Below are 13,372 nucleotides of genomic sequence, written 5' to 3' on the forward strand. Positions count from 1 at the left end.
ATTCCCACGCAGAGCGTGGGAACGAGCAGGCTCGGGGGTTACTTGGGGTAGAGCGGCGGCAAGCTGGTGGTGTCGGTGGCCGGGTCTTGCTCGCGCTCGGCCACGGGGATCGCCTTGATGGCACGCCACAGGTCGTCACCCAGCCAGTACTGGCCGCTTTCGCTATACAACGCGCCATTCAACCCATCCAGGGCATCGGACAGCGGCACAAACCGCGCGGCCATGTCGGCCAGCGTTTCCGGCTGTTGCCGTGCCCAGGCGTCGAGGGCCTGGCGGGTAGCATGAGGGTCGTTGGCCTGGGTGGCGCGCTTGAGGTCGTCGAGCAGCGTGCGTGGGCTGGGACCGGTTTGCGCGGCGCGTTGTACCGCCGGTTGCCGGCGTGCGCGCCACCACAGGCCAAAGCCCAGCAGGGTGGTGCAGGCCAGTATCAGTGTGCTCAGTTGCCACAGCCACAGGCGGTCATCATCGGGGGCGGTGATGATGGTCGGTGTCGCCGGGGTGTCCACCACCAGGCTGGGGTTCACCGCCACGTGCACGGTGCGCGCCGGCAGGCTGGTGCGTTCCAGATGATCTTCGTGGGTGTTCCACCACACCACTTCCACGGCGGGCAGTTCCAGCTCGCCGGCGCGGGTCGGCACCAGGGCTTCGCGGTCTTCACGGCTGCCGGTCAGGCCGCGGTCGCTGGTACGGTTAGCCATCACTGGTTGGTCGGGGTAGCGGCGCAGGCCGTTGACCTCGGTGCCGGGCAGCGCCGGCAGCTGTGCGCTGGACAGGCCTTCGGCCTCCACGGTAAGGCTGCGGGTCAGGGAGTCGCCGACTTGCACGTGGTCCGGCGTGGGGTTCCAGCCTTCGCTCAAGGTCAGGCTGCGCGCGGGCAGCCAGGGGGCGTCGGCGGGGTAGGCGTCCGGTTTGGGTTTGACCGTCAAGGGCAGGGGCGCAGAGCTGACATGAATCATCTTGCCCGGCTTGGTGCCCTGCAGGGTGTTTTCCTGGGGCGGTCGCGATTCCACCAGGGTAGCGCTGAAGGTCTGCGCCGGAATCACCACGGCGCCACTGTGTTGCGGGTAGAGGGCGTAGCGGGTTTCGATCACGCCATGGCGGATGCTGTTGATGACCTTTTCATAGGTGCGTGATTCGCCCAGTTGTTCGACACGTGCATCCGGTATCTGCAAGGGCGTGAGGCTGCTGTCGTCATACAGCGACACCGAGTGGTACACGCGTACGGTCAACAGGGCCTGGGCCTGCACGTACACGCTGGTCTGGTCGAGGCTGGCTTCGATGAACACCGGGGCCAGTTCGGCGCTGGTGTTCTGGCTGGCACTTTCCACCACTTGCAGGGTGATCGGCTGGGTCTTGAGCGCGCCCACCTGCAGCGGCGGGATCACCACGTTGCCGTTCACCTTGGGCAGCAGGGTGATGATCCAGCGGGTGGTGGCGTGGTTGTCGCCGTCCAGCGTGGTGAGTTGGTTGATCTGGCGGGTGCCGCTGACTTCGAACTGCGCGTCCAGGGGTGACAGGTCCGGTTTGCCAAACTGGGTCACATCACTGGATTGCACCGTCAGCTCCACCGTTTCCCCGGAGTTGAGGCGGCTGCGGTCTACGCTGGCGACCAGGTCCGCCGCCTGGGCGTGGCCTGCCGACAACGCGAGCAGGAGCAAAAGGGTGGTGCGGCGGCTCATCGAGTGGTGTCCTGATGTTGTTGCTGTTCGTACCAGAATTTGCGGCGCAACAGCTCGCCGGGGTTGTCCGGGATCTCCTGCAACCATTGCTCCAGTGCTTGGCGGCGCTCGCCTTCCAGGCGTGTGTCGGCGGGGCGCAGTGGCGGCGTGGTGGTCTGCTCGTCACCCAGTTCGCTGCCTGGCACTTCATTACCGCCTGGCTGTGGCGCGGCGCCTGTCTGAGTCTCAGCGGTACCGGCTTCGCCCTGGCCGTGGGACGATTGCTCGCCGCCCTGGGCCGTTTGTGCGCTGGTGCCCGGTTGCGCAGTTTGGCCGGGTTGGGCGGTTTCGTCATCTGCGTTTTTTGCAGGCGGGTCCGGCTCGGGCTGCGTTTGCTCCTGCATCAGCGCTTCAACCAAGGCTTTGTTTTTCAGCGCGGGCTGCAAATCGGGCTGGGCTTCCAGGGCTTGTTCATACGCATCAAGGGCCGCTTCAAATTCACCGGCCTTGGCCAGGGCATTGCCGCGGTTGTAGTGGGAATAGGCGTCGCTGCCTTGGGCAAACCGCTTGATGGCCTCGGCGTAATTGCCGGCTTCATACAGCGCCACGCCTTGCCATTGCGGGTCCTGGAAGTGTTCGGCGGCTTCGGCCGGGCGTTTGTGCTTGAGCAGGTACTGGCCTTGTTGGTCGGGGCGCAGCCACAGGTCCTGCAGCCCAAAGGCATAGCTGGGTTGCGGCGCGCCCATCAACAGCAAGGGCAGGCAGAACAGCCAGCCGCGACGCCCGGCGCACGCGGCCAGCAGCAACAACGGCAAGAGCAGCCAGTAACCCTGGTCGGCCCACGTGTCCAGGCGCAGCCGTTGGCCGTCGTCGCGCAGGGCTTGGGCGCTGTCGAGCATGCCGAGTTGGCGCAGGTCCTTGTCATCCAGGCGCGCCGCACGGTAGCGGCCGCCCATTTCGCTGGCGAACGCCTTGAGGGTCGGGCTGTCGAGACGCGGCACCAAGATCGCGCCCTGGTCGTCCTTGAGGAATTCGCCGCTCTCCTGAGTCACCGGCGTACCTTCGCGACTGCCGATGCCGAGGATCGACAACGTTGGAGCCTGGGCACTTTGCAGTTGCAGGCGGATGCCTTGGCGCTCTTGTTTGGACAATGAGGAACCGATCAGCAGCAGGCGCCCCTGGCCGAGACCGCCTTGCTTGAGCAGGCCCAGGGCTTTTTCCACGGCAAGATCGGCACGATGGCCGGGCTCGGGCATGATCGACGGGCGCAGGGCTTCCAACAGGTTGCGGCTGGTGGCCAGGTCATCGGACAGCGGCACCAGGGTATGGGCGCTGCCGGCATACACGATGATGGCTGTTTGCGCATCAGTGCGCGCTTGCAGTAAGTCATACAGCTTGCGCCGTGCCTGTTCCAGGCGGTTGGGCGGGCTGTCGGTGGCGAGCATTTCCGGGGTCAGTTCCAGCAGCACCACCAAGGGGTCGGAAGGTTTCTGGCTGGCCTGTTCAACCCGTTGCCAACTGGGGCCCAATAACGCGAGCACGGCCAACAGCCAGGCGATGCCGAGCACCACCCACGGCGATTTACTCTCGCGGCCATTGCCACCACTGAGCAACTCGGCATGGAACGCCGGCGGCAGGATCATCTGCCAGCGCCCGGCGCGCTTTTGCCGGTGCCACAACTGCCACAGCAACCAGCCAAGCAGGGGCAGCAACAACAGCCACCAGGGGTGCAACCAGTGCGGCCACAGCGCGATCATCGACGCCTCCGCAAACGCAGGCGCTGCAGACGCTGGCGCCATTCAGGGTGTTGCTGCAAAAAAATGCCCCTGCTCGATAGCCTATTGAAGCCGCGTTGCAAAGCGTTGTTCGGCCAGCGTTCCTGGATCACCAGCAACAGGCTCAACACCAACGCCAAGGCCAATGGGCCGCTGTACAGCGCCTGGGCCGGGCGGGCCTGGGTGGGTTGTTGTTCCACGGGCTCGAGGGTGTCGAGGGTGTCCTTGATCTTCAGCAGTTCCTCGCCGTCTCGGGCGCGGAAATACTGGCCGCCGGTGGTCTCGGCCAGTGCCTTGAGCGCCGGTTCGTCGAGGTCCAGGCTCGGGTTTACGCCTAGGATGCCCAGGGAGCCGGTTTGCTCGGGGTCGGCGCCGATGCCGATGGGGTAGATTTTCACGCCTTCCTCGGCCGCCAGGCGCGCGGCGGTCAACGGGTCGATCTGCCCGGCATTGTTGGCGCCGTCGGTGACCAGGATCAGCACACGGCTTTGCGCCGGGCGCTGGCGCAGGCGTTTTATGGCCAGGCCGATGGCGTCGCCGATGGCGGTGTTCTTGCCAGCAATGCCGATGCGCGCTTCATCCAGCCAGGTGCGCACGGTGCGGCGGTCAAAGGTCAGAGGCGCTTGCAGGTAGGCTTGGCTACCGAACAGGATCAGGCCCACGCGATCACCTTCACGCTCCTCCAGAAAGTCTCCCAGCAGGTGCTTGACCAGGGCCAGGCGGCTGACGTCTTCGTCCTGCCAATGCATATCGGGAAAATCCATGGAGCCGGACACATCCACCGCCACCAGCAAATCCCGACCGCTGGCAGCAATCGGCAAGGGTTCGCCCAGCCATTGCGGGCGGGCGGCGGCGGTCAACAGCAGCAACCACAGCACCACGAATGGGGCTTGCTGGCGCCAGCCGGGCAGGTTGACGCGGGCACGGCGGCGGGCCAGGCCTTCGAGGTCGCTGAGGTAGCTGACTTTCAGCGCCGGTTCGCCGCTGTCGGCCACGGGCAGCACCAGGCGCATGACCCAGGGCAGTGGCAACAAGGCAAAGATCCACGGCCAGGCGAACTCAAACATGTTTGCGAATCCAGGTGTCGACGGCTTGGGTGAGGCCGGCGATGGCTTTGTCGTCGAGCTTGCATTCGGGTTTGTAGGCGCCCTCCACCAACACCATCCAGCGCGTCAGGCCGGCGGCAGGGCAGCGGTTGTCCAGGAAGGCCAGCCATTTGCGCCCGTTGAGGGTATGGCTCTGGCTATAAGGGTAGTCGTTACGGCACAGGCGCTTGAGCAGGCCGTTGAGTTGCTGCAGCCAGGCGCCCGCAGGCGCACCGTCGTAGGGCTTGGGCATCAAAGCCAGCTCGGCCAGGGCGGCGATACGCAACGGGTCTAGCGGTTGTTCGGCGCGGGCCACAGGGCGGCGGGCCGGCAGGAAACGGCGCAGCCACCACAAGCCCCAACCGAGCAGTGGGATCACCAGCAGCAACAGCCACCAGCCCGGTGCCGGTGGCCAGAAGCCAATGGCGGGCGGGGCGATCAGCGGTTGCAGTTGGTCCAGGCTGCTCATGGTTTTTTAACCGGGCGTTGCGGGTTGAGGTATTCGCGCAGTTGCTCGACCATTTCACTCTGGGTGCTCAAGGGCATCAACAACAGCCGCAGCTTCTGCGCGAGCAGTTCCCAGCGGGCGATACGCGCTTCGGCCTGAGCCTTGTAGGCCTGGCGCAGGTCGATGTTCAGTGTGTCCAGTTCCAGTTGCGCACCTCTTTGTGCGAAACGCAGCAGCCCGGCGGCGGGCAGGGCGTGGTCCAGCGGGTCGGAGATCGGTAATAACAGCAGGTCGCAATGGCGCGCCAACAGGCTCAGCTGTTGCTCGGCGCCTTCGGTGAGGGCGCGCTCATCACAGATCACCACCACCAGGCTGCCGGGGCGCAGCACCTCGCGGCCACGGCGCAAGGCCATGCCCAGGGCATCCGCTTCCGGTTGACGCTCGGTGTTCAGGCTCTGGTTGACCCGCACCAGCCGGTTGAGCAGTTGCAACAGGCTCTGCTTGCTGCGCCGTGGCTTGATCTCGTAGTGCTCGCTGTCGCCGAACACCAGCCCGCCCACCCGGTCGTTATGGCCCAGGGCGGCCCAACCGATCAGGCTGGCGGCCTGGGCGGCAAGCACCGACTTGAACATTTGCCCCGAGCCGAAAAACAGCCGGCAACTTTGCTCGACCATGATGAAAATCGGTCGCTCGCGCTCTTCGTGGAACAGCTTGGTGTGCGGCTCCTGGGTACGCGCCGTCACGCGCCAGTCGATGGTGCGCACATCGTCGCCGGCCTGGTACACGCGCACCTGGTCGAAATCGACGCCACGCCCGCGCAGCTTGGAGTGATGCAGGCCCACCAGCGGGCTACGCTGGCCGGGCGTGGAGAACAACTGCACCTCACGCACGCGGTGGCGCATCTCAATCAATTCACTGAGGGTTACGCGGATGCCATCGCTTGCGTTCATCGACTTCAAGCGACGGCAACGACGTCGAGAATGCGTTGCACCACGCGGTCCTGATCGACACCGGCGGCCTCGGCCTCGAACGACAGGATGATGCGGTGACGCAGCACGTCGAACAAGACCGCCTGGATATCTTCCGGGCTGACAAAATCGCGACCGGCCAGCCAGGCATGGGCGCGGGCGCAGCGGTCCAGGGCGATGGAACCACGCGGGCTGGCGCCATAGGCGATCCACTCGGCCATTTCCGGGTCGAACTTCGCAGGGGTGCGCGTGGCCATCACCAGTTGCACCAGGTATTCCTCCACGGCATCGGCCATGTACAGGCCGAGGATTTCCTTGCGGGCGGCAAAGATCGCCTGTTGGCTGACGCGCCGCTCGGGCTTGGTTTCGCCATTCAATGCTTCGCCACGAGCTTGCTGCAGGATGCGGCGCTCGACGGCGGCGTCCGGGAAGCCGATCTTGACGTGCATCAGGAACCGGTCGAGTTGGGCTTCGGGCAGCGGGTAGGTGCCTTCCTGCTCGATGGGGTTTTGCGTGGCCATCACCAGGAACAGCGGCGACAGCTCGTAGGTGCTGCGGCCCACGCTGACCTGGCGCTCGGCCATGGCTTCGAGCAAGGCCGACTGCACCTTGGCCGGGGCACGGTTGATTTCGTCTGCGAGCACCAGGTTATGGAAGATCGGCCCCTGCTGGAATACGAAGCTGCCGGTTTCCGGACGATAGATCTCGGTGCCGGTGATATCGGCGGGCAACAGGTCGGGGGTGAACTGGATACGATGGAACTGCGCTTCGATCCCTTCGGCCAACTCCTTGATCGCCTTGGTCTTGGCCAGCCCCGGTGCGCCTTCGACCAGCATATGGCCGTCAGCGAGCAGGGCGATCAACAGGCGATCGATGAGTTTTTCCTGGCCGAGAATCTGCGTAGAAAGAAAGGTTCGCAGCGCAAGCAGCGCTTCACGATGTTCCATCGATGACGGTTCCTGGAAAGATGAGCCTGGGTGTCGTGACAGAACACCGGGCCTGGGGCGTTTACTTTAATGCATCGCGGGGTGCGGCGACTAACGGCTTGATGGGTATTTTTGGCGAAACTTACAGGATTGCGGTGTGAGAGGCATAACAGCTGGGTAAGTAGAGCACGGTCACTGTGGGAGCTGGCTTGCCTGCGATCCAGTCAACTCGGTGATTCAGGCACACCGAGTCGATACCTTCGCAGGCAAGCCAGCTCCCACAGTTGATCGCGCCCGGCCACACACTCCACGATGCGAAGCGAGCCGCTCTTGCTCTTGATCTGCTTTTGATCTTGATCTTAAGCGCCCCGTCAAACCACGCTGGCCGGAATTCGACAGGGATTTGGGGGGTAAACCGGCAGGGATGCCGGTTTAGCCGCCCCGCGCCATGGATGGCGCGTGGCGGCGGCCCCCCAAATCACTGGCGGATTACGGGCACACCGAGCCTAGGCGAGTTGCCGAGTGGTGGGGCAAGAGCGTTTTGCTTACTTTTGCGCTTTTCAAAAGTGAGCCGCTGTCAGAGCGGAACCCTAGGTGGCCGTTACCTAAATAACGGATATGTACCCGGTTCAACTGTGTTGACTGTTAGGCCGTCTTCGCAGGCAAGCCAGCTCCCACATTTGGATCGCCGTGCCTCAGCCAGATCAGCGTCGGCTGTCAGGCCGTCACGGGAGCAAGCTCCCTCGCCACAGATTTAGCGTCGTGCCGAAGTTTCAAGTGACCGGTTTCAAGTCCGAATGAACGTGCCGGTGCCTGTGAGGATGTTCTGCAGGGTTTCCTGCACTTCGGCCATGTCTGACGCGGCGGTGCCGTGGGTGATCTCCAGCTGGTCCTTGCCGCCCAGGGCATCGGCATCGCCGGCCGCCAGTTCGATCAATAAGGTGGTCTCGCCCAACGTCACTTTCAGCCCATCCAGGGTCGAAGGTTCGTAGTCCCAGGTCAGCTCCACTTCGTCTTCATCCGGGTAACGGGTGAGCATGAACATTTCGCCGTTCTTGCCGTGACAGCAAAGCATGGCCATGTTGTCTTCTTCGTCGTCGCACGGGGTGGCCATCAGGGCGTCGGTTTTCAGCTGCAGCATGGGGCAATCCTGTGTAGGGGAGGGTAATTGTGCCACTGCGGCGAATTTTGTGCTTCATCCTGTGTCGGAAGTCAGGCATGACCTGACGGGCCGGATCGGTCATTTCTGGTACTGATAGTGTGCAAAGTAGCAAGATTTTCTACCGAAAATCCTGGGTTGCCCAAGTTGCAACCGACACCCTGCTTACCGATGACCGAATATGTCGCAGCGTTGCAAGCAGCGTTCTTCCTACACTCGTTAAGCTGCGCAACGGATGTGCCCTGTGCCAGGCGCCTGACCTGCCCGTCGTATCGTCATCTGGCCAACGGCATGCCGTATGGAAGTTGTATGTGACCTGACTGTCCTGTCCAGCTTCACCCACCTGTCACCCTGATTCGTTTATGGTGCTTGTCAGCACACCAGCGAACAGAGCTGACGGTCTCCCCGCAAGGGGATAACACGCGACGCTTTCATCAATAACAAGCCCAAGCGGAGTACCACAGATGGCGTTCTTCACCGCAGCCAGCAAGGCCGACTTCCAGCATCAACTGCAAGCGGCACTGGCGCAGCACCTCAGTGAACAGGCACTGCCACAAGTGGCGCTGTTCGCTGAACAATTCTTCGGCATCATTTCTCTGGACGAACTGACCCAGCGTCGCCTTTCCGACCTGGCCGGTTGCACCCTGTCTGCCTGGCGCCTGCTTGAGCGCTTTGATCACACCCAACCGCAAGTGCGGGTCTACAACCCCGATTACGAACGTCATGGCTGGCAATCGACCCACACTGCGGTCGAAGTGCTGCACCATGACCTGCCGTTTCTGGTCGACTCGGTACGCACCGAGCTGAATCGCCGCGGCTACAGCATCCATACCCTGCAAACCACCGTGCTCAGCGTGCGTCGTGGCAACAAGGGCGAGCTGCTGGAAATCCTGCCCAAAGGCACCCAGGGCGAAGGCATCCTGCAAGAATCGCTGATGTACCTGGAGATCGACCGCTGCGCCAACGCCGCCGAACTGAACGTGCTGAGCAAAGAGCTTGAGCAGGTGCTGGGTGAAGTACGCGTGGCTGTGGCCGATTTCGAACCGATGAAAGCCAAGGTCCAGGACCTGCTGGCCGGTATCGACGCCAGCGCGTTCGCCATCGACGGCGAAGAAAAAGCCGAAATCAAGAACTTCCTCGAATGGCTGGTGGGCAACCATTTCACCTTCCTGGGCTACGAAGAGTTCGTGGTACGTGACGAGGCGGACGGCGGTCATATCGAATATGACGCAAGCTCTTTCCTCGGTCTGACCAAGCTGCTGCGCGCCGGCCTTACCGCCGAAGACCTGCGCATCGAAGACTACGCCGTGGCCTACCTGCGCGAGCCGACCGTACTGTCGTTCGCCAAGGCCGCCCACCCAAGCCGCGTGCACCGCCCGGCCTACCCGGACTACGTGTCGATCCGCGAGATCAGCGCCGACGGCAAGGTCATCAAGGAGCACCGTTTCATGGGCCTGTACACCTCCTCGGTGTACGGCGAAAGCGTGCGGGTGATCCCTTACATCCGCCGCAAGGTTGCGGAAATCGAACGTCGTTCGGGTTTCCAGGCCAAGGCGCACCTGGGTAAAGAGCTTGCCCAGGTGGTGGAAGTACTGCCCCGTGACGACCTGTTCCAGACTCCGGTCGACGAGCTGTTCAGCACCGTGATGTCGATCGTGCAGATCCAGGAGCGCAACAAGATCCGCGTGTTCCTGCGCAAAGACCCCTACGGTCGTTTCTGCTACTGCCTGGCGTACGTGCCACGCGACATCTACTCCACCGAAGTGCGCCAGAAGATCCAGCAAGTGCTGATGGACCGTCTGAAGGCCTCGGACTGCGAGTTCTGGACCTTCTTCTCCGAGTCCGTGCTTGCCCGTGTACAACTGATTCTGCGGGTTGACCCGAAGAACCGCCTGGACATCGACCCGCTGCAACTGGAAAAAGAAGTGGTGCAGGCCTGCCGCAGCTGGCAGGACGACTACGCCAGCCTGGTAGTGGAAAGCTTCGGCGAAGCCCAGGGCACCAACGTGCTGGCGGATTTCCCCAAAGGCTTCCCGGCCGGCTACCGCGAGCGTTTCGCCGCGCATTCGGCTGTGGTCGACATGCAGCACCTCAACAGCCTGACCGAAGCCAACCCGCTGGTAATGAGCTTCTATCAGCCGCTGGGCCAGGTCTCCGGCCAGCGCGAGCTGCATTGCAAGCTGTATCACGCCGATACGCCGCTGGCGTTGTCCGACGTGCTGCCGATTCTGGAAAACCTCGGCCTGCGTGTGCTGGGCGAGTTCCCGTATCGCCTGCGCCATGCCAATGGCCGTGAGTTCTGGATCCATGACTTTGCGTTCATCGCCGCCGAAGGCGTGAACCTGGATATCCAGCAGCTCAACGACACCCTGCAGGATGCATTCGTGCACATCGTGCATGGCGATGCCGAGAACGATGCGTTCAACCGCCTGGTCCTCACTGCCGGCCTGCCATGGCGCGACGTGGCGCTGCTGCGTGCCTATGCCCGTTACCTGAAGCAGATTCGCCTGGGCTTCGACCTGGGTTACATCGCCAGCACCCTGAACAACCACACCGACATCGCCCGCGAGTTGACCCGGTTGTTCAAGACCCGCTTCTACTTGGCGCGCAAACTCACTGCCGACGACCTGGAAGACAAGCAGCAACGCCTGGAGCAAGCGATCCTCAGCGCCCTGGACGACGTTCAGGTGCTCAACGAAGACCGCATCCTGCGTCGCTACCTGGACCTGATCAAGGCCACCCTGCGTACCAACTTCTACCAGACCGATGCCAACGGCCAGAACAAGTCGTACTTCAGCTTCAAGTTCGACCCGCGTGCTATCCCCGAGCTGCCCAAGCCAGTGCCGAAGTTTGAAATCTTCGTGTACTCGCCACGGGTCGAAGGCGTGCACCTGCGCTTTGGCAACGTGGCCCGTGGCGGCCTGCGCTGGTCTGACCGTGAAGAAGACTTCCGCACCGAAGTGCTTGGCCTGGTAAAAGCCCAGCAAGTGAAGAACTCGGTAATCGTGCCGGTGGGCGCCAAGGGCGGCTTCCTGCCGCGTCGCCTGCCATTGGGCGGCAGCCGGGACGAGATCGCGGCCGAAGGCATCGCCTGCTACCGCATCTTCATTTCCGGCCTGCTGGACATCACCGACAACCTGAAAGACGGCGCGCTGGTGCCGCCGGCCAACGTCGTGCGTCATGACGACGATGACCCGTACCTGGTGGTAGCGGCGGACAAGGGCACTGCGACCTTCTCCGACATCGCCAACGGCATTGCCATCGACTACGGCTTCTGGCTGGGCGATGCGTTCGCCTCCGGTGGTTCGGCTGGTTACGACCACAAGAAAATGGGCATCACCGCCAAGGGCGCGTGGGTAGGTGTACAGCGTCACTTCCGTGAGCGCGGCATCAACGTGCAGGAAGACAGCATCACAGTGGTAGGCGTCGGCGATATGGCCGGTGACGTGTTCGGTAACGGCTTGTTGATGTCGGACAAACTGCAACTGGTCGCAGCCTTCAACCACCTGCATATCTTCGTCGACCCGAACCCGAACCCGGCCACCAGCTTCGTCGAGCGCAAGCGTTTGTTCGAACTGCCGCGTTCGGCCTGGACCGACTACGACACCAGCATCATGTCTGAAGGTGGCGGTATCTTCTCGCGCAGCGCGAAAAGCATTGCCATCTCGCCACAGATGAAAGAACGCTTCGACATCCAGGCCGACAAGCTGACCCCGACCGAACTGCTCAACGCCTTGCTCAAGGCGCCGGTGGACCTGTTGTGGAACGGCGGTATCGGTACCTACGTCAAGGCCAGCACCGAGAGCCATGCCGATGTGGGCGACAAGGCCAACGACGCACTGCGCGTCAACGGCAACGAGCTGCGCTGCAAGGTAGTGGGCGAGGGCGGTAACCTCGGCATGACCCAGCTGGGGCGTGTGGAATTCGGCCTCAATGGCGGCGGTTCCAACACCGACTTCATCGACAACGCCGGTGGCGTGGATTGCTCCGACCACGAAGTGAACATCAAGATCCTGCTCAACGAAGTGGTGCAGGCCGGTGACATGACCGACAAGCAGCGCAACCAACTGCTGGCGAGCATGACCGACGAAGTCGGCAACCTGGTGTTGGGCAACAACTACAAGCAGACCCAGGCCCTGTCCCTGGCCGCGCGCAAGGCTTACGAGCGTGCTGCCGAGTACAAGCGCCTGATGAGCGACCTGGAAGGCCGTGGCAAGCTGGACCGCGCCATCGAGTACCTGCCGACCGAGGAGCAGCTCACCGAGCGCGCCTCCAGCGGCAAGGGCCTGACCCGTCCGGAACTGTCGGTGCTGATCTCGTACAGCAAGATCGACCTCAAGGAAGCATTGCTCAAGTCGCTGGTACCGGATGACGAGTACCTGACCCGTGACATGGAGACCGCGTTCCCACCGAGCCTGGTGGCCAAGTTCGGCGAAGCCATGCGTCGCCATCGTCTGAAGCGCGAGATCGTCAGCACCCAGATCGCCAACGATCTGGTCAACCACATGGGCATCACCTTCGTTCAGCGACTCAAAGAGTCGACCGGCATGAGCCCGGCGAACGTGGCGGGCGCTTATGTGATCGTGCGGGACATCTTCCATCTCCCGCACTGGTTCCGTCAGATCGAAGCCCTGGACCACCAGGTTTCCGCTGACGTGCAACTGGAGCTGATGGACGAGTTGATGCGCCTGGGCCGTCGCGCTACGCGCTGGTTCCTGCGCAGCCGTCGCAACGAGCAAGACGCCGGGCGCGACACCGCGCACTTCGGTCCGCACCTGGCGGCGCTGGGCCTCAAGCTCGACGAACTGCTGGAAGGCCCGACCCGCGAAGGCTGGCAGAACCGCTACCAGGCCTACACCCAGGCCGGCGTACCGGAGTTGTTGGCGCGCATGGTTGCGGGTACTACCCACCTGTACACCTTGCTGCCGATCATCGAAGCCGCCGACGTGACCGGGCATGACGCCGCCGAAGTGGCCAAGGCCTACTTCGCCGTCGGCAGCGCCCTGGACCTGCCGTGGTACCTGCAGCAGATCAGTGATCTGCCAGTGGCCAACAACTGGCAGGCCCAGGCCCGCGAAGCCTTCCGCGATGACGTGGACTGGCAGCAACGGGCGATCACCATCTCGGTCCTGCAAATGGCCGATGCACCACAAGACATGGAAGCCCGCGTGGCCCTGTGGCTTGAGCAGCATCAAGACATGGCGGATCGCTGGCGCGCCATGATGGTGGAAATTCGTGCCGCAGTGGGCACGGACTACGCCATGTACGCGGTGGCCAACCGTGAGTTGCTGGACCTGGCGCTGAGTGGCCAGTCGGTGTTGCAACCGGCTTGATGCCTCGCTAAACAAAAAGC

Annotated in this window: 8 protein-coding genes; 1 reads left to right on the top strand and 7 read right to left on the bottom strand. The window is 63.1% G+C overall.

The window, feature by feature from the left end; all coding sequences use genetic code 11:
* Positions 1-38: 38 nt before the first annotated feature.
* The 7 genes from BT204_RS08190 to BT204_RS08220 all read right to left on the bottom strand — a co-directional run bounded on the left by BT204_RS08190 (position 39) and on the right by BT204_RS08220 (position 8,001).
* Positions 39-1,679 (bottom strand): BatD family protein, encoded by a 1,641-nt coding sequence (locus tag BT204_RS08190; protein WP_072446308.1) that lies wholly within the window; start codon positions 1,677-1,679, stop codon positions 39-41.
* On the bottom strand, positions 1,676-3,415 hold the full coding sequence (locus BT204_RS08195) for a tetratricopeptide repeat protein (RefSeq protein WP_072446310.1): 1,740 nt from the start codon (positions 3,413-3,415) through the stop codon (positions 1,676-1,678). The genes BT204_RS08190 and BT204_RS08195 overlap by 4 nt, the downstream gene beginning before the upstream one ends.
* A complete protein-coding gene (locus BT204_RS08200; protein WP_072446312.1) occupies positions 3,412-4,500 on the bottom strand; it encodes a vWA domain-containing protein in 1,089 nt (362 codons plus the stop codon). The genes BT204_RS08195 and BT204_RS08200 overlap by 4 nt, the downstream gene beginning before the upstream one ends.
* A complete protein-coding gene (locus BT204_RS08205) occupies positions 4,493-4,987 on the bottom strand; it encodes a DUF4381 domain-containing protein (protein ID WP_003190798.1) in 495 nt (164 codons plus the stop codon). The genes BT204_RS08200 and BT204_RS08205 overlap by 8 nt, the downstream gene beginning before the upstream one ends.
* On the bottom strand, positions 4,984-5,916 hold the full coding sequence (locus BT204_RS08210; protein ID WP_044273431.1) for a DUF58 domain-containing protein: 933 nt from the start codon (positions 5,914-5,916) through the stop codon (positions 4,984-4,986). Before BT204_RS08210 ends, BT204_RS08205 begins: the two co-directional genes overlap by 4 nt.
* 5 nt (positions 5,917-5,921) lie before the next feature.
* On the bottom strand, positions 5,922-6,881 hold the full coding sequence (locus BT204_RS08215) for an AAA family ATPase (RefSeq protein ID WP_020301524.1): 960 nt from the start codon (positions 6,879-6,881) through the stop codon (positions 5,922-5,924).
* A gap of 766 nt (positions 6,882-7,647) precedes the next feature.
* Complete coding sequence (locus BT204_RS08220; protein WP_054897966.1) at positions 7,648-8,001, bottom strand: hypothetical protein; 354 nt, start codon at positions 7,999-8,001, stop codon at positions 7,648-7,650.
* Between the two features lie 482 nt (positions 8,002-8,483).
* Between BT204_RS08220 and BT204_RS08225 the strand changes: the two genes are divergently transcribed.
* Positions 8,484-13,352 carry an NAD-glutamate dehydrogenase gene (locus BT204_RS08225; RefSeq protein WP_072446314.1) on the top strand — a complete coding sequence of 1,623 codons (4,869 nt, stop codon included), beginning with the start codon at positions 8,484-8,486 and terminating at the stop codon, positions 13,350-13,352.
* Positions 13,353-13,372: the final 20 nt, after the last annotated feature.

It is taken from the genome of Pseudomonas sp. NFPP02 (assembly GCF_900119355.1).
GTDB classification, from domain to species: Bacteria; Pseudomonadota; Gammaproteobacteria; order Pseudomonadales; family Pseudomonadaceae; genus Aquipseudomonas; species Aquipseudomonas paracarnis.

Bases quoted from the DNA above. Each gene is read 5' to 3' on its own strand.
- BT204_RS08190 (WP_072446308.1), bottom strand. From the start codon at position 1,679: ATGAGCCGCCGCACCACCCTTTTGCTCCTGCTCGCGTTGTCGGCAGGC.
- BT204_RS08195 (WP_072446310.1), bottom strand. From the start codon at position 3,415: ATGATCGCGCTGTGGCCGCACTGGTTGCACCCCTGGTGGCTGTTGTTG.
- BT204_RS08200 (WP_072446312.1), bottom strand. From the start codon at position 4,500: ATGTTTGAGTTCGCCTGGCCGTGGATCTTTGCCTTGTTGCCACTGCCC.
- BT204_RS08205 (WP_003190798.1), bottom strand. From the start codon at position 4,987: ATGAGCAGCCTGGACCAACTGCAACCGCTGATCGCCCCGCCCGCCATT.
- BT204_RS08210 (WP_044273431.1), bottom strand. From the start codon at position 5,916: ATGAACGCAAGCGATGGCATCCGCGTAACCCTCAGTGAATTGATTGAG.
- BT204_RS08215 (WP_020301524.1), bottom strand. From the start codon at position 6,881: ATGGAACATCGTGAAGCGCTGCTTGCGCTGCGAACCTTTCTTTCTACG.
- BT204_RS08220 (WP_054897966.1), bottom strand. From the start codon at position 8,001: ATGCTGCAGCTGAAAACCGACGCCCTGATGGCCACCCCGTGCGACGAC.
- BT204_RS08225 (WP_072446314.1), top strand. From the start codon at position 8,484: ATGGCGTTCTTCACCGCAGCCAGCAAGGCCGACTTCCAGCATCAACTG.